Annotated in this window: 13 protein-coding genes; 11 read left to right on the top strand and 2 right to left on the bottom strand. The window is 44.8% G+C overall.

Annotated elements, in window-relative coordinates; all coding sequences use genetic code 11:
• Nucleotides 1-625: 625 nt before the first annotated feature.
• Nucleotides 626-1,213 carry a TetR/AcrR family transcriptional regulator gene (locus OPS28_RS14095; RefSeq protein ID WP_265610107.1) on the bottom strand — a complete coding sequence of 196 codons (588 nt, stop codon included), beginning with the start codon at nt 1,211-1,213 and terminating at the stop codon, nt 626-628.
• Nucleotides 1,214-1,343: 130 nt separating this feature from the next.
• Between OPS28_RS14095 and OPS28_RS14090 the strand changes: the two genes are divergently transcribed.
• A complete protein-coding gene (locus tag OPS28_RS14090; protein ID WP_265610106.1) occupies nt 1,344-1,955 on the top strand; it encodes a glutathione S-transferase family protein in 612 nt (203 codons plus the stop codon).
• Between the two features lie 252 nt (nt 1,956-2,207).
• Here OPS28_RS14090 and rpsT read toward each other — a convergent pair whose 3' ends face one another.
• On the bottom strand, nt 2,208-2,471 hold the full coding sequence (rpsT, locus tag OPS28_RS14085; RefSeq protein WP_265610105.1) for a 30S ribosomal protein S20: 264 nt from the start codon (nt 2,469-2,471) through the stop codon (nt 2,208-2,210).
• Nucleotides 2,472-2,703: 232 nt separating this feature from the next.
• Between rpsT and murJ the strand changes: the two genes are divergently transcribed.
• The 10 genes from murJ to OPS28_RS14035 all read left to right on the top strand — a co-directional run bounded on the left by murJ (nt 2,704) and on the right by OPS28_RS14035 (nt 16,304).
• Nucleotides 2,704-4,263 carry a murein biosynthesis integral membrane protein MurJ gene (murJ, locus tag OPS28_RS14080; RefSeq protein WP_265610104.1) on the top strand — a complete coding sequence of 520 codons (1,560 nt, stop codon included), beginning with the start codon at nt 2,704-2,706 and terminating at the stop codon, nt 4,261-4,263.
• A gap of 92 nt (nt 4,264-4,355) precedes the next feature.
• Nucleotides 4,356-5,279 carry a bifunctional riboflavin kinase/FAD synthetase gene (gene ribF / locus OPS28_RS14075; RefSeq protein ID WP_265610103.1) on the top strand — a complete coding sequence of 308 codons (924 nt, stop codon included), beginning with the start codon at nt 4,356-4,358 and terminating at the stop codon, nt 5,277-5,279.
• A gap of 43 nt (nt 5,280-5,322) precedes the next feature.
• On the top strand, nt 5,323-8,145 hold the full coding sequence (ileS, locus tag OPS28_RS14070; RefSeq protein WP_265610102.1) for an isoleucine--tRNA ligase: 2,823 nt from the start codon (nt 5,323-5,325) through the stop codon (nt 8,143-8,145).
• A complete protein-coding gene (gene lspA / locus OPS28_RS14065) occupies nt 8,138-8,671 on the top strand; it encodes a signal peptidase II (RefSeq protein ID WP_265610101.1) in 534 nt (177 codons plus the stop codon). The genes ileS and lspA overlap by 8 nt, the downstream gene beginning before the upstream one ends.
• Entirely contained in the window at nt 8,664-9,125 is a 462-nt protein-coding gene (fkpB, locus tag OPS28_RS14060; RefSeq protein WP_265610100.1) for an FKBP-type peptidyl-prolyl cis-trans isomerase, read from the top strand. Before lspA ends, fkpB begins: the two co-directional genes overlap by 8 nt.
• 11 nt (nt 9,126-9,136) lie before the next feature.
• Nucleotides 9,137-10,081, top strand: coding sequence for a 4-hydroxy-3-methylbut-2-enyl diphosphate reductase (gene ispH / locus OPS28_RS14055; RefSeq protein ID WP_265610099.1), 945 nt, complete (start codon nt 9,137-9,139; stop codon nt 10,079-10,081).
• Between the two features lie 125 nt (nt 10,082-10,206).
• The gene (locus OPS28_RS14050) at nt 10,207-10,821 is read left to right on the top strand and encodes a prepilin-type N-terminal cleavage/methylation domain-containing protein (RefSeq protein WP_265610098.1); all 615 of its coding nucleotides are present in this window, start codon (nt 10,207-10,209) and stop codon (nt 10,819-10,821) included.
• Nucleotides 10,818-11,660, top strand: a complete 843-nt coding sequence (locus OPS28_RS14045; RefSeq protein ID WP_265610097.1) for a PilW family protein — start codon at nt 10,818-10,820, stop codon at nt 11,658-11,660. Before OPS28_RS14050 ends, OPS28_RS14045 begins: the two co-directional genes overlap by 4 nt.
• Nucleotides 11,657-12,220 carry a PilX N-terminal domain-containing pilus assembly protein gene (locus OPS28_RS14040; RefSeq protein ID WP_265610096.1) on the top strand — a complete coding sequence of 188 codons (564 nt, stop codon included), beginning with the start codon at nt 11,657-11,659 and terminating at the stop codon, nt 12,218-12,220. Before OPS28_RS14045 ends, OPS28_RS14040 begins: the two co-directional genes overlap by 4 nt.
• Before the next feature lie 13 nt (nt 12,221-12,233).
• Nucleotides 12,234-16,304 (top strand): PilC/PilY family type IV pilus protein, encoded by a 4,071-nt coding sequence (locus tag OPS28_RS14035; protein WP_265610095.1) that lies wholly within the window; start codon nt 12,234-12,236, stop codon nt 16,302-16,304.
• Nucleotide 16,305: the final 1 nt, after the last annotated feature.

Genomic DNA, 16,305 nt, shown 5'->3' with positions numbered 1-16,305 from the left:
TATGCGCATGCAATCTTCCAACTTATATTAAAAATATCCTTGAAATGAACCGGGAGTCCATATATGCAATGACGGTAGCTTTTTTCGGCCTCAGTAAATAGTTAGCCTCAATGGCCGCCCTACGTACACAGGAGACTGTCAGAAATGATTCAGCCCTGTAGCTGAATCTGTCAGATCGAGTAACGACTAATCCAATTCATTGTGTTAACACCAAGCGGTTTTGTCGTATCTTAATTACCAAGCGATTCTGTCGTAATCGCTAATTACCAAGGGAAACTGTCGGTCACTTTTTTACATGTCTGGTAATGTTCTTTTTTTTGAATATTTGAGGCATGATGAGGATGATTGTGATGGATTCTAAAGCTCAACTCACCGTTGATATCATAGCTAAAGTAGCTGAAGAAAAAAATAGAACGCGCCGAGTTAGAAAAGAACATTTGAATCTGCAACCGCTCGGTTGATGTCGGACTCCATGTGCTACTCGCGTAAATCGAGATGCTGAATCAGATCGGAAGCAAACATTTGCTTCGCTAAAGGTTAATAATGTTTATAAACGAAGCAACGGTATTGTGCTGTAATCTAGCCTGCGGCTTCCAACAATTAAAACAATTTTGGTCAGCAAACATTAGATGTTCGCCATGTTCATAGCAAAATACTTAGAAGCTTCGGTCACCTTCCTACTTAATTCTTTATCATCCAAAGTACGCGCTAAAACCATTCCGCCCACACATAGAGCTGACATAGCCAATGCTGTTTCTTGTGGTTTTTTTACCTTTTCAGGGAGATTGTTTGAAAACAGGTTTGTCATTGTCTCAAGTAGCTTCTGATAGGCTTTTTTTACTTCCGGTCTCGCGCGGCCGACGTCTGATGGTAATGCAATCATAGGGCACTGTCGGTCAATTTCTGTGAGATGTTCGACAGATAAGTAGGCTGAAATCATAGCCTTTACTGCAGCACTTCCTCCATTAGTAATCGCTACGTTGGCGCTATTTTGCCATTCTTTTCCAACGCCGAGCAGAAAGCTCGAAATCGCTTCTGCGTAGAGCTCTTCTTTACTGCTAAAGTGATTGTAAAAACCACCTCGAGTTAATCCAGCTTCAGCCATGATGTCGTCGATAGATACTTTTACAAATCCGTGACGATTAAACATGATCCTGGCAGATTCGACGATGCGTGCGCGTGTTTTCAATTTGTGTTCAGAAGAGTAAGGCATAATTTTTCTTTTTGAATTTAATAATTGAAGCCTATCAAAAATTCTATATATGTTATTGAACATATATAGATGTTGGTTACATTGCAATCTCAAACGTTATTTTTAGAACCAAAAAAACAGGAGATGTAATATGAAACTACACAATGGTCTATCACCAAACGGCTTGCGCGTATCGATGTTTCTTTATGAAAAGGGTATTTCTTTGCCCGTGGATGAAGTAAGTATCATACAAGGGGATACCCGTAGGGCTGAATTTCTGGCAAAGAACTCAATTGGTCAGGTGCCGGTACTGGAGCTGGAAAATAGTCGTTTTTTAACTGAAAGTGTTGCTATTTGCCGATATCTGGAAGCAAAGTACCCATCTCCCCCTTTGTTTGGTGATACTGCAGAGCAGCAAGCATTCATTGAGATGTGGAATCGCAGGATGGAGCTGTGGATAATGAGTATCTTTGCCAGCATTGGCGAACATGAAATTCCCTTTTTCCAATACCGGGTTGAACAAAACTCTACTTATGCTGCATCGCAACGGAGACTAGTCATTAAAAGGTTGGAGTGGTTAAATGATGAATTGGCCGATGGACGGGACTATATTGTGGATAGCGAATTTTCTATCGCCGATATCACTGGTGCCGCCTGCTTGATGTTGGCTCAGTTTATAAAACTAAGTATTCCGAAGGATCTTACCCATGTGCGGCGGTGGGCTGCTAACATAATGAATAGAAAAAGTTTTCAAGCATGTTAGCCTCCCGCCATCGATGCGGCTTAAGTAAAGGATCTATAACGTTGCAAAAAGTTGAATGTGATACCTTTTCTCTTGCGGATCTGCGAATTTACGGGTTGGTATTAATCTAAGCTCGTAAAGATAAGCACAATAGAAAGCGTGGGTATAGAGCCGTCGACTTCTTCTGACTCTTTCTTCATTATTTAGGACGGGTCAGGACAAACAAAAAAAGCGCCCAAAGGCGCTTTTTTTAACTGCAAGGTAAAGACCTGCTTAGCTCATCGCTTTGATTTGCGCAGCTAAACGGCTCTTATGACGAGCAGCTTTGTTCTTGTGAATCAAACCTTTGGTAGCCATTCTGTCAAGAATAGGAGTGGCCGCGGCAAAAGCGTTTTGTGCGCTTTCTTTATCGCCACTATTGATAGCCGCTACTACTTTCTTGATGCTGGTACGAGTCATGGAGCGACGGCTGGCATTATGCTGACGACGCTTTTCGGCTTGAATTGCACGTTTCTTAGCAGACTTAATGTTAGCCAAGGTGTAACTCCCAAAATAAATTCATGTCAAAAACGAGGGTGCGGATTATGCTTAGCAACTGAGCAAATGTCAAACTATTTTGCTTTTTTTATCACGCTCTTGTTCACGCGTATTTACTGCGGGGGTAATTTTACTAGAAAAACCCTTTCGTTGTAAGTATATCGCTTTTTCCTGCCACGCCCTTAAGCTATGATGGGCGCCCAGCAGCTAGGCAGTACAAAGTGAATATTTCGTGTCGAGAAAGTTGATAAAATCCGGCCTTATTGTAAGTATCATGACACTGATTTCCCGTGTGATGGGGTTGGTGCGGGATGTGATAGTCGCTCGTTTAATGGGGGACGGGGCGGCGGCTGACGTGTTTTTCTTCGCCAATAAAATTCCCAATTTTCTGCGTAGATTATTTGCCGAAGGAGCGTTTGCGCAAGCATTTATACCTGTTCTTACCGAAGTTCATCATGAAGATGATAAAGCTAAGTTACGTGAATTTGTGGCTAAAGTGTCGGGCACGTTAGGCGCAATTGTATTTACTGTCTCGTTTATCGGTGTTGTTGCTTCCCCTATTCTAGCTGCGCTTTTTGGAACAGGTTGGTTTATTGATTGGTGGCAGGACAGGCCTGATGGGGCCAAGTTCGAGCTCGCTTCACTCATGCTTAAAATCACGTTTCCTTATTTGGCGTTTGTTTCGCTGACCGGCCTTGCCGGGGCCATCCTTAATACCCTCAATAAGTTCGCAGTCGCTGCATTTACTCCAGTGTTGCTGAATATTTCAATTATTCTGTTTGCCATTTTATTAGCACCCAGTCTGGAACAACCCGCCTTTGCATTGGCCTGGGGAGTATTTGCAGGCGGTATTTTACAACTGTTATTCCAGCTGCCCTTTTTGTTCAGAGCGGGGCTGCTGGTTAAACCTAAATGGGGATGGCATGACCCCAATGTAGTAAAAGTACGCAAGTTAATGATCCCAGCACTTTTCGGGGTATCAGTGGGACAAATCAATTTATTATTCGATACCTTTATCGCCAGCTTTCTGATGACCGGTTCTATTAGCTGGTTATACTACTCGGATCGTTTATTAGAATTCCCATTGGGTTTATTCGGTATTGCCATCGCTACGGTTATTTTGCCAGCACTGTCTAAAAACCACGTAGGTAAAGACTTAAAAGGCTTTAGCGCTAATATGGACTGGGCCGTTAGAATGGTATGTTTATTAGGCTTGCCGGCTGCGGTGGGGCTAGGAGTAATGGCTGAAGAGATTCTTACAGTGATATTTCAACGCGGTGCGTTTACCGCAGAAACAGCTAGGATGGCTTCCTATTCGCTAACTGCGTATTCATTCGGACTACTTAGTTTTATGTTAGTTAAAGTGCTAGCACCAGGGTTTTATTCCCGGCAGGATTTAAAAACTCCCGTAAAGTTCGGTATCTGGTGCATGGTGGCCAATATGGTATTTAACCTCATTTTTGCCATCCCCTATGGTTATGTCGGGTTGGCTATCGCCACCAGCATGTCGGCCACGATGAATGCGGGCTTACTTTATTTCACTTTACACCAGCAGGAAGTGTTCAAAATAAGTAAACTCACACGCAATTTTCTTTTACGCATTATTATAGCCAGCTTATGCATGGCTGCAGCTATTGTCTGGTTCGGGGCGGAAGTAAATTTCAATAGACTAGTGTGGGTTGAACAAATCTGGCATGTGGCCCTTACTATTGTATTAGCTCTTGTGACATTTGCTGCTGTGATGCTACTGCTCGGAACACGGATCACGCATTTTCGTTCAGCGAGTTACTAAGCAAAGTGCAATCGATGATTGGTAATGTGCCGCGTCTCGTTTATAATCGCGAGTTTTATTTCATTATTACAAACGGCAGTCAGTAACGCGCAGTGGAACTTATACGGGGATTACATAATATTCGCCCTCAACATCAAGGGTGTGTATTGACCATTGGTAAATTTGATGGGGTACATCGCGGGCATCAGGCGGTATTGTCCAGTGTGATCCGAAAGGCCCGAGAAATGGCGTTACCCGCCACAGTAATGGTGTTTGAACCCCAACCTGAGGAGCTATTTAGCCCACAGCAAGCGCCTGCTCGAATCAGTGTCCTGCGTGATAAATATCAGATGTTAAATGCGTTAGGGGTAGATAGGTTATTGTGCGTAAGGTTTAACCGCGAATTCGCCAGCCAGTCGGCTGAATCTTTTGTACACGATCTATTGGTCGCACGGTTAGGTGTAAAGTTTTTAGTGGTAGGCGATGATTTTCGCTTTGGCAAAGGTCGGCAGGGTGATTTTGCCATGTTACGTGCTGCCGGGGAGCACTCGGGCTTTGACGTCGCCAGCACCCGTAGTTTTCGAATGCACAATTGCCGCATTAGTTCGACCGCAATCCGAGAAGCACTGGACGTGGGCAACTTCGAACTGGCAGAAGAAATGCTTGGAAGACCTTTTGCCGTGCGAGGCAAGGTGGTGCATGGGGATAAGAAAGGACGCACGATTGGCTTCCCCACCGCAAACGTGTTTATGAATCGCTGCAACACACCTGTGCATGGTGTATTTGCTGTGCGCGTTGGAGTAAATAAGCAAATGTATGAGGGAGTTGCCAACGTGGGCCACCGTCCAACCGTTTCTGGCACTCGTACACTGCTAGAGGTACATTTGTTTAATTTTACGGGGTCACTTTACGGCCAACCGATTGTGGTTTATCCGGTTGTTAAGTTAAGAGACGAAAAGAAATTTGCTTCGTTTGAAGCACTAAAAGAACAGATTCAGCAAGACGCCAATGCAGCGCGAATTGCGTTAATTAAATAATTTAGTTCAAGCCACGCAAAGAATAGTGGGAAAGAAAACCTTTATGAGTGATTACAAAGCAACGCTTAATTTACCTGAAACGTCGTTTCCAATGCGCGGAAACCTAGCGCAACGCGAGCCAAAGATGCTTCAGCAGTGGCAGCAGAAAAAGCTGTATCAAGCTATTCGTCAAGCAAAAGCGGGTAAAAAGCCGTTTATTTTACATGATGGCCCTCCTTACGCGAATGGCGACATTCATATAGGTCATGCGGTTAACAAAATTCTTAAAGACATTATTGTTAAGTCAAAAACGCTTGCCGATTTTGATGCACCTTATATTCCAGGGTGGGACTGTCATGGGTTACCTATTGAACTGGTTGTTGAAAAGAAAGTGGGTAAGCCCGGAAAGAAGGTTACGTCAGCTGAGTTTCGTCAAAAGTGTCGCGACTACGCGCAAAAGCAAATTGATGGCCAAATGGCAGACTTCAAACGCCTTGGTGTGTTTGGTGAGTGGGATAACCCATACAAGACCATGGATTTTCAATCTGAAGCCGACATTATTCGCGCGTTAGGAAAAATTGTTGGCTCAGGCCATCTGGAAAAGGGCTTCAAACCTGTCCATTGGTGCACAGATTGTGGCTCGGCTTTGGCTGAAGCAGAAGTTGAGTATAAAGATAAAGTTTCACCCGCTATAGATGTTAAATTTCCGGTAGCAGACAAAGATGCCATTGCCACCGCATTTGGCGTTACTCCTGAGCAATTAGATAAACACAACGCCAGTGTGGTTATCTGGACAACCACGCCATGGACACTGCCAGCAAATCGCGCTATCAGCTTGCATCCAGAACTGACTTATTGCTTAGTTGAGCTTGCGGATTCAGGTGAATGGGTGGTGTTAGCTCATGAACTGATGGAAAGCTCGGTGCAACGTTATGGGGCAAGCGACTTTAAAGAAATAGCAAGCTGTGTAGGTTCATCGCTTGAAAATTGCAAAGTACATCATCCCTTTGCTGGCATCGACGTTCCGCTGATTTTAGGTGAGCATGTTACCACTGAATCTGGCACAGGCTGTGTGCATACGGCACCGGCACATGGTGTCGACGACTTTAACGTCTGCAAACGCTACAATATCGAAGTATATAACCCCGTTGGCAACAATGGCGTTTTCTTAGAAAACACCCCGTTGTTCGGCGGCCAGTTTGTTTTTAAAGCGAATCAGGCCATTATCGATACGCTTGAAGAAAAAGGCTTATTACTGCTTAACATCAAGTATGAGCATAGTTATCCCCACTGCTGGCGACACAAAACGCCGATAATATTCCGTGCTACGCCACAATGGTTTATTAGTATGGATAAGCAAGGGTTACGGGAACAGTCTTTAGCGCAGATCAAGGCTACAGAATGGATTCCAGAGTGGGGGCAAAACCGCATTGAAAAAATGGTGGAGGGGCGTCCTGATTGGTGTATCTCTCGTCAACGTACCTGGGGGGTACCTATCCCATTATTTGTGCATAAACAAACAGGTGAACTGCACCCTCAAACTAATAATATTATCGAGAAAGTCGCAGCTGAAGTTGAGCAAAAAGGTATCCAGGCCTGGTGGGACATAGATGATCAGCAGTTACTTGGAGCTGACGTCGATGCGTACGAAAAAGTATTAGATACCTTGGATGTGTGGTTCGATTCTGGTGTGACTCACTATTTTGTGGTTGACCGTCGTGAAGATATACCAGCTAATGCAGACTTGTACTTAGAAGGTTCCGACCAACATCGTGGCTGGTTCATGTCATCGTTAATGACATCAACTGCAATGCACGGTCACGCACCTTATAAAGAAGTACTTACCCACGGTTTCACAGTGGACGCGCATGGCAAGAAAATGTCCAAGTCTTTGGGCAACGTCATCGCTCCGCAGCAAGTAACTGACAAGTTGGGGGCCGATATCTTGCGTTTGTGGGTGGCATCCACGGACTACCGCGGAGAAATCGCAGTATCTGATGAAATCTTAAAGCGTGCCGCAGACGCGTATCGTCGTCTCAGAAATACAGCGCGCTTCTTACTGGCTAACTTAAATGGGTTTGAACCAACCCAACATGCTCTTCCAGCTGATGAAATGGTGGCGTTGGATAGATGGATTGTTCAGCGTGCGCAGTCACTGCAAAAAGATATTGTTGATGCCTATGAGCGCTATGACCTACTCGTGGTTACCCAAAAACTCATGCACTTTTGTTCAATTGAGCTAGGCAGTTTTTATCTGGATGTTGTGAAAGACCGTCAGTATACAGCTAAGCAAGACAGCGTCGCCAGACGTTCGTGTCAGACCGCGTTATACCATATTGCCGAGGCGTTGGTTCGCTGGCTGGCGCCAGTTACCAGTTTTACCGCACAGGAAATTTGGCAAGAAATGCCGGGTAAACGTGATGAGTTTGTGTTTACGCAAACTTGGTATGAAGGGTTTGAAGCTGATAGTGATGAAACCAAGCTGAATGACGATTATTGGCATCAGATCTTAAAAGTGAAAGATGCAGTAAATCAGGCTATGGAGAAAGAACGGAAAGAAGGACGGTTGGGCGGTTCTTTGGAAGCTGAAATCCATTTATTTGCACGTGAAGAGTTAAAAGAAAAGCTACTGCAACTTGAAGACGAAATGCGTTTTGTTTTGATTACATCTAAAGCTTATGTGTCTGGCGAAGCAGATAAAACAAAAGAAGCTGAGCAATCTGACGTAGAGGGCTTATGGGTTGAAGTTCGAAAAGCACCGGGAACTAAGTGTGCGCGGTGCTGGCATGTGAGAGAAGATGTGGGTACACATGATGATCATCCAGATCTATGCGGCCGCTGCATCACAAACGTAGATGGTGATGGGGAAGTGCGTCAGTATGCTTAAAAGTATCACGCAAACTGGGTTGCGTTTTTTATGGATCAGTATGATTGTACTCATCCTCGATCAATGGACCAAAATAACCGTTATTGATTCGATGAATTTGTATCAATCGATCCAGGTCTTACCCTTCTTTAATTTTACTTATGTGCATAATTACGGTGCTGCCTTTTCTTTTTTGGGTGATGCCGGAGGTTGGCAGCGTTGGTTTTTCACGGGTATTGCTTTGGCGGTAAGTATCGCCATTCTCTGGTGGTTGAAACAGTCACCTAAACAGCAAAGGCTATTACCGATTGCGTTCGCGCTCATCTTGGGTGGGGCATTGGGCAATGTTTATGACCGGCTTGCCTATGGGTATGTTGTAGATTTCCTCGACTTTTATGTAGGCCAATGGCACTGGCCAGCATTTAACATTGCTGATAGCGCCATTTTTATAGGGGCCGCTCTGTTAATTATTGATATGATCATCAACAAAGATGAACATGACAACAAGACTTCTAAAGCCGCTACAAACGGGGTAAAGCATGACTGACGTTGTACCAACAGTTGAAGAGAACTGCGAAGTGATCGTGCACTTCGACTTGAAACTCGAAGATGGTTCTGCTGCTGACAGTACCCGGGTAAATAATAAGCCTGCGAAATTGGTATTAGGAGATGGCAGTCTGACACCTAATTTTGAAGCCTGTGTAAAAGGGTTGAACAAAGGGCAACGTAAATCCTTCACCTTAGCTGCTGAGGATGCGTTTGGCCAGCCAAACCCCGACAACATTCACCATATGGATCGTTCACGCTTTGCCAGTGATATGAAGCTAGAAGAGGGCATGATTATGGTTTTTGCCCAACCAAACGGTTCAGAAGTGCCAGGTATTATACGTAGTGTGGCAGGGGATTCGGTTACGGTCGATTTTAATCATCCTTTAGCCGGACAAACGGTTATATTTGACGTAGAAATTATTGATATAATCCCATTGGGAAATCAACACTAAGGGCAGTCAGCATGCAGATTCATTTAGCTAATCCTCGGGGGTTTTGTGCCGGCGTGGACCGTGCTATCACCATTGTCGAACGCGCATTGGAAATGTTTAAACCCCCCATCTACGTACGTCACGAGGTGGTACATAACCGCTTCGTAGTGGACGGCCTAAAAGAACGTGGCGCAGTCTTTGTCGATGAGTTAAATGAAGTGCCTGATGACAGTATTGTTATATTTTCTGCCCATGGTGTTTCCCAGGCGGTCAGAAATAAAGCAGCAGAGCGTGGATTAAAAGTTTTTGATGCTACATGTCCCCTCGTTACCAAAGTACATATGGAAGTCACCCGAGCAAGTAAATCTGGTACCGAATGCATTTTAATTGGGCATGCAGGTCACCCTGAAGTTGAAGGCACTATGGGCCAGTATAATAATGCTGGGGGGGGGATCTATCTGGTAGAATCCATTGCAGATGTCGCTAAACTGACGGTTAAAAATCCTCAAAAGCTTTATTACTGTAGCCAGACTACATTGTCAGTTGATGATACCGCAGATGTAATCGATGCACTTCGCAAGCGCTTCCCATCTATCCAAGGGCCGCGTAAAGATGATATCTGTTACGCGACACAAAATCGTCAGGATGCGGTGCGAGCATTAGCTGAAGATTGCGAAGTTTTACTTGTTGTTGGCGCTCAAAATAGTTCTAATTCCAATCGCTTACGTGAATTAGCTGAAAAAGTAGGAGCGCAAGCGCATTTGATTGCCGATAAGAATTGTATTCAGCGCGAATGGCTAGATAATGTAAAACACGTTGGTGTTACCGCGGGCGCTTCTGCACCTGAAGTATTAGTGAAAGGTGTGGTAGACCATTTGCTAAGCTGGGGAGCTACCAAAGCTACGGAACGCGAAGGACGTGAAGAAAACGTGGAATTCGCAGTGCCAAAAGAGTTACGAATCCGTCAAGTTAGTTAACTTGTCACTCAGCTCTACAAATATAGCGAATCGAATTCGATACGCACATTTACCTGTTGATACTTTATAAAACGCCATCCTGATATAGGATTGATATGTGTAAATAGTATATCAGGTAGGTGCGAATGACGCGCAGTGTCAGACAATCAGGCGTTGGCTTAATCGAAATCCTTATCACGTTGGTGATATTGGCTATTGGTTTGCTTGGTGTGGCATCATTGCAGTTTGTAGGTTCTTTTGCCAACAAAGATGCAATCAGTCGAACACAGTCTGAGCTAGTCGCTCAACAAGTCGCAGAACGATTACGTGCGGCAACACGGGCCCCAGTTGTTGGCGATGGGCTGGTGGTGCACAACAATTATTTTTCCACTGATACTTACAATTTCTCTACCTTAAGCTGCGCCAGCGGTAGCCATCCTTATAAATGCTTTTGCTTAACCCGTCCCACTGATGTTCCCAATTGCGAGGATGGTGAATGTAATGAAGCAGAAATGGCAGAATATGACGGTTGGGCTCTTTCTTGTTCAGCCGTACAAACGAATCCTCAAACCCGTTTATCGGTTTCTTGCACTGATAATAAAGTTGGCGACGTCGATGTATGTAGTGCAGGCTCGCGGATACAAATTATGCTGCAATGGCCTGTGAGTAGCTCTGCCAATAGACAATACACACTTAATAGTCGTTGCAATCCAGTTTCAGGGGATAGTTTTGCTTGCGTATTTAAGGATATCACCCTATGAATCAGCGTGGATTTTCACTTATCGAACTTATGATATCCCTAGTTCTTGGGTTGGTGATTTCAGGTGCAATTATCCAGTCTCTGGTAAGCAGCAAAGTCACCAACTCACTAAATGATGCGATTGCGCAGGTGCAGGAATCGGGGCGGTTTATTATGCAACGACTTTCCAGAGAATTGATTCAAGCTGGACGTTATGATCAAGTGGCGGCCCAAATCGATAATGGAACAGATTTGGTGGTTGAAGCTGGCTGGATTCAGAATCGACCGATTGGTTTAGCGGGCGACTATGTAAATAATGCTGCATTAGGATCCACCCAAGGGTTAGCGGGTGCGAACGATGAAGTGGTCACCAACCTGCTAGGCAGTGAAGACTGCACAGGTAATCGTCATGGATACGCAGCTGGCGATGAATTCCACGTAGTCAATCACTATTACATCGCTAATAGTCAGCTTAAGTGCACGGGCTATGATGGTCGAGTATTAAGAGGTTTGAAAATGGCTGTAACTACTCCCGTTTCGGTTGTGTTATTGGATAACGTAGAGAGCTTTCAAGTTCAATATGGTATCAGTGCACCAAGCGAATCCTCTGAAGGGCAGGCGATTAGGTACACAACCGCTGATCAATTAGCGGGCTTGCGTGCAGCTAATCAACAGGTTATGGCCATTCGACTAGGCTTGTTATTACGCAGCGATGATGCACAGGCACAACTCACTGTAGCCCCGCAATATGCTGTTTTGAATGAGAAAGCAGTCACCGTGGATAAAGCGCATTACTTTCAGGTGTTTTCTAAAACTTTGACATTACGAAATATGAAAAACTTTGTGAGGAACGCGCAATGAAACAGCAGGGTGTCGTTCTAGTATTTGCTCTATTGATTTTACTTACCTTAACTATTCTCGGCGTAAGCGCTGTGTCCAGCAGCTTGTCTCAATCTAAAATGGCCATCTCGATGCAGCAAACCGGATTGGCGTTTGATGCTGCCGAAGCGGCGATTGCCGGGGTATTTTTCGAATCAGAAGACGAAGTTCTATTAGCTGATGTGACCGCATTAGACCCACTTTCGGAGGCTCGGCAGGGCAATACCTTTGATCCACAGGTCGATGCATTGAGCTGCTTTAATGAAAAAGATTGGATTAACCGTCATATGACTACTGCGGGACTAACTACCGGAACGCGTCACGTAGCAACGGGTAATTATCAAACCCAGCCAGTTACGCAAAGCTGGTCGCGTACGGCCTTTGTTCGCGAGCAAGCATGTCGCGGTTCCAGTAACGTTATTGGCGGCAGTAATATTAACTGTCACGTATTTATTATCAGGGGTTGCGGTAGGGTTGCAGAAAAATCCACCGTAGTGGCTAATTCATTAGCAGCGGCTGTTCTAGCCCCCGCTTCGCAGTAATTTGGAGAAAGTGATGAAGCACTTAACCCGTCTTATATTTTCCGTCTCTCTTTGGGGGTGTATTGGGTGGTCGGCAATGGCAGATGACTTAGATATTTATCTGGGCACGTCTTCTAACGCGGTAACCTATAATCCAAATGTGCTTTTTATCATGGACACTTCCGGCAGTATGAGAGGTATGGACGGCGGTGATGAATCCCGTATGCTTCGTGTACAAAACGCTTTGAAACTAGCGTTGGGATCAGCCACGAATATAAACGCAGGATTAATGCGCTTTTCAGATTATGGGGGCCCAGTTCTTTTTCCTATTAGAAGTATTGATGAGGCTGTTAGTCCTGAAATCATCACTTCCACAGCAAGTGGGAACGATGATGCGCATGAAATTGGAGGCGTGGTATCACTCTCTGCGGACAATATAAAGTTAAGTGATGGTACAGGAGAAGTCTTATCTGGCATGCGCTTTTCGGATTTGGATATTCCGCAGGGAGCGACTATCACTAGTGCCTATATCAGGCTTACTTCTGGTGGTACGAACTTTCCCGCTACCACATTTTCAATTCGCGGAGAGTTAACCCCTGATAGCACCTCTTTTACAAATACGACCAATAACTTATCGTCACGGACCAAAACCGCTAATGAAGTAATCTGGGACAGTGACAATGCGTTTCCACTCACTGAGGAAATAATCACTACGCCTGATTTGGGTAGTATCGTTCAGGAAGTAGTGGATCAGGCCGATTGGTGTGGCGGTCGGGCCATGAGCATCCTCATAACAGGGAATAGCTCTGATACTGGTAGTAATCGACGAGTAAAATCTTACGATCAAGGCGAAGGCGGATCGCCCCAGCTCGTGGTAACTTATGATGAAAGCACGGCCACGGGTTGTATAGCCGGAGAATCGATTTATCAGGTAGATTCGACCAAGGATAATGTAGAGGAAAAGCCAAATGGGTACGACGCTACAGGGAGTGAATTAACCTTTAATTCTAACTACAACGACTATATAGGAATTCGTTTTGAGAATGTAAATATTCCGCAGGGGGCTGAAATTACTGAAGCCTATCTCGAATTTACCGCATACGATACAGATCGGTGGAATAGTGCCTCTATGCGAATACGGGGCGTTGCCGATGATAACGCATCAGATTTCCATCCGCATAAACGTTTCATGGTGAGAAATTTACCAAAGACCTCGGGTATTACCTGGTCTATGCCCTATTTTTATCGGAATCGAGATTATCAAACGCCTGAATTGAAGGCTATTGTTCAACAAGTTGTAGATCGTATTGGCTGGGTTCCGGGCAATGCAATGGCGTTCGTCTTCGATAATTTCAACGGCGTACGAGGGGCTTATTCTTACAAAGGTAAGCCATCGGGTGCACCTCGCCTAGTCGTTAAGTTCAATGGTAACGCAACCCCAGGAACGTCAGCGACGGTACGCGACCATTTAATAAGTAAGGTAGATGAGTTAAGCGCAAATGGGTTAACCCCAATCGTTGACACGCTGTACGAAGCCACTAATTATTTTGGCGGTTTGGACGTTGATTATGGTTTAACTCGAGGCCGTTCAGACGTTTCCAGTTCTGTGAGAAGAAGTACGCGGGTGAGTCATCGTGCTTCTTATGTGGGTCTAGATCCTGTGCGAGATGCCAGATGTCTTGACGATAATTTAAGTGATAGTGCATGTATAACAGAATATATACCGAGTGGGGCAACCTACATTTCTCCCGTTACCGATATGCAATGTCAAACAAATAACCATATCGTACTACTGTCAGATGGTGAGGCTAACAATAACCACAGTGTCTCTAAAATAGAGTCATTGCTGGCAAAAAACTGTACGGGTAGCGGGGGCGAGAAATGCGGTATTGATCTGGTAAGTAACTTAAGTAAGGCGGAATCTTCTGTTATAGACCGCCGAATCATAACGCATACCATCGGATTTGCGGCAAACGCTACCGCAAACAACTTTCTGAACCAATTAGCGGTGCAAAGTGGTGGCGGTTTCTACAAGGCTGATAATAGTACTGAACTATTATCAGCCTTCGAAACTATTCTACGCTCGGTTAAAGATATTAACGCCACATTCGTTTCGCCGGGTGTAGCGGTTAACCAGTTGAACCGTCTTACTCACCGGGATGAATTGTACTTCGCGCTATTTAAGCCTGCCGAAGGAACGATTTGGCCAGGAAACTTGAAAAAATACAAAATCGACGGTGATAAAATTCTGGATAAAAACGGTCTAGAAGCCGTTGACAGCGTCACTGGCTTCTTTGCTGATGGTTCGCATAGCTACTGGTCTGTATTAGAAGATGGTAATGATGTTCGGGAAGGGGGCGCAGCGAGCTTACTTAACAGCTCTCGTCAGATGTATTTCTTTAGCGGCGCAGGTACCATTGCGAGTGCGGCAAATGCAGTTCACGAATCTAATACTTCTATTACCACCGATGATTTGGCTATCTCTGCTGAGCCCGATGCGACAACATTGCGTGAAACGATTCTAAAATGGGCTCGAGGAGTTGATGTACGCGATGTCGACGGTGATGGTGATACGACAGATGTAAGATTGCAAATGGGCGACCCTATCCATTCTCAACCTGTTATCGTCAATTATGGGCTGAACGACTCCGCCATTTTCGTTGCCACTAACCATGGATTCCTGCATTCTTTTGACGCTTACACCGGTGAAGAAAACTTTTCGGTTATTCCAAAAGAATTAATGACTAACCTTTACGATTTCTATAAAGATAACTCCAGCTTTAATCACATTTATGGCCTCGATGGCGATATGGTTTTACGCACCGTAGGGAACAAAACCTATCTTTATATTGGCATGCGTCGGGGTGGACGAAATTATTACGTGTTTGATGTTTCGAGTAAACTTTCGCCAAAACTTGTGTTTAGTGTAAAAGGTGGTACGCCGGGACTGGAGAAAATGGGACAAACCTGGTCCCGTCCTACAATTACCAAGGTGCGTATGGGTGACACGGTTAAAAATGTCATGATTGTAGGGGGAGGCTACGATGATGAACAAGATAGTAAAGTCGTTCGCGCCTCAGATAACACAGGGAATGCACTCTATATTCTAGACGCAGACACGGGGTCATTGTTATGGCATGCAAGTAACGCCGGCGCTGATCTGAATTTGACCGATATGCAGTATAGCGTTCCAGGCCGTATTTCCGTTATTGATAGAGATAATGACGGCTTTGCTGATCACATGTATATGGCGGATATGGGGGGGCAGTTATTTAGATTTGATATCTATAACGGTAAATTTGGAACTGATTTCATTAAAGGTGCCAAAATTGCTGATCTAGCTGGGGATGATGAACAGAACAATCGACATTTCTATTATGGTGCGGATGTAACTGAAGTTGCGCTGGCGGATGAACATTACTATGGGGTAGCTATCGGAAGTGGTTGGCGCGCTTCTCCTCTTGATACTGTAGTGGATGATCGTTTTTATCTGTTAAAAGATAAGGGGGTATTCCAACGAGATGCAGACGGTTTGTACGTGTTTAATACGGGTATTACCGAATCTTCGTTGTATGATGCTACGGACCATCTACTAAGCAGCTCTGACGAATCGGAAAGAGCCATTGCGGCGAGTCAGTTTGCTTCTAAGGAAGGGTGGTTTATTCGATTAACTACGGATGGTGAGAAAGTGCTGTCATCGCCTCTGATAATTGACTACAAAGTCTTTTTTACCACCTACGTCCCTGCAAGTAGCAGCTTGAGTGCTTGCGCCCCGCCCACGGGCAACAGTCGTGCATATTTGGTCAATATGTTCAATGGCAATGCGGTAGATGATCTCAATCAAAACAGTAACCTGGACTCCGGAGACCGCTATGCCCAACTTAAACAAACAGGTATTGCGCCAGAGACGAAAATTTTGATAGAAGAAATCGTAAAACCTGTTGTATGTCTTGGAACAGAGTGTGTTTCTGCGGTAATCAGCGAAGATGAAGATGGCAATGAGGAAGCGTGTTTGTCAGATTTCGCCTGTTTGGCCCGCAATATATACGGTAAATTTGAGCGTATCCAGCGAGGGAGCTGGAAAACAGAAACTGAAAGAGAATAAA

The organism is Alteromonas sp. ASW11-130, from assembly GCF_026183735.1.
Taxonomy (GTDB): Bacteria; Pseudomonadota; Gammaproteobacteria; order Enterobacterales; family Alteromonadaceae; genus Alteromonas.
Note: the sequence above shows the minus strand (reverse complement) of the source record. Positions and strands in the feature narration are given on the sequence as shown.

Bases quoted from the DNA above. Each gene is read 5' to 3' on its own strand.
- OPS28_RS14090 (WP_265610106.1), top strand. From the start codon at position 1,344: ATGAAACTACACAATGGTCTATCACCAAACGGCTTGCGCGTATCGATG.
- OPS28_RS14040 (WP_265610096.1), top strand. From the start codon at position 11,657: ATGAAACAGCAGGGTGTCGTTCTAGTATTTGCTCTATTGATTTTACTT.
- lspA (WP_265610101.1), top strand. From the start codon at position 8,138: ATGCTTAAAAGTATCACGCAAACTGGGTTGCGTTTTTTATGGATCAGT.
- OPS28_RS14050 (WP_265610098.1), top strand. From the start codon at position 10,207: ATGACGCGCAGTGTCAGACAATCAGGCGTTGGCTTAATCGAAATCCTT.
- OPS28_RS14095 (WP_265610107.1), bottom strand. From the start codon at position 1,213: ATGCCTTACTCTTCTGAACACAAATTGAAAACACGCGCACGCATCGTC.
- OPS28_RS14035 (WP_265610095.1), top strand. From the start codon at position 12,234: ATGAAGCACTTAACCCGTCTTATATTTTCCGTCTCTCTTTGGGGGTGT.
- OPS28_RS14045 (WP_265610097.1), top strand. From the start codon at position 10,818: ATGAATCAGCGTGGATTTTCACTTATCGAACTTATGATATCCCTAGTT.
- fkpB (WP_265610100.1), top strand. From the start codon at position 8,664: ATGACTGACGTTGTACCAACAGTTGAAGAGAACTGCGAAGTGATCGTG.
- ileS (WP_265610102.1), top strand. From the start codon at position 5,323: ATGAGTGATTACAAAGCAACGCTTAATTTACCTGAAACGTCGTTTCCA.
- ispH (WP_265610099.1), top strand. From the start codon at position 9,137: ATGCAGATTCATTTAGCTAATCCTCGGGGGTTTTGTGCCGGCGTGGAC.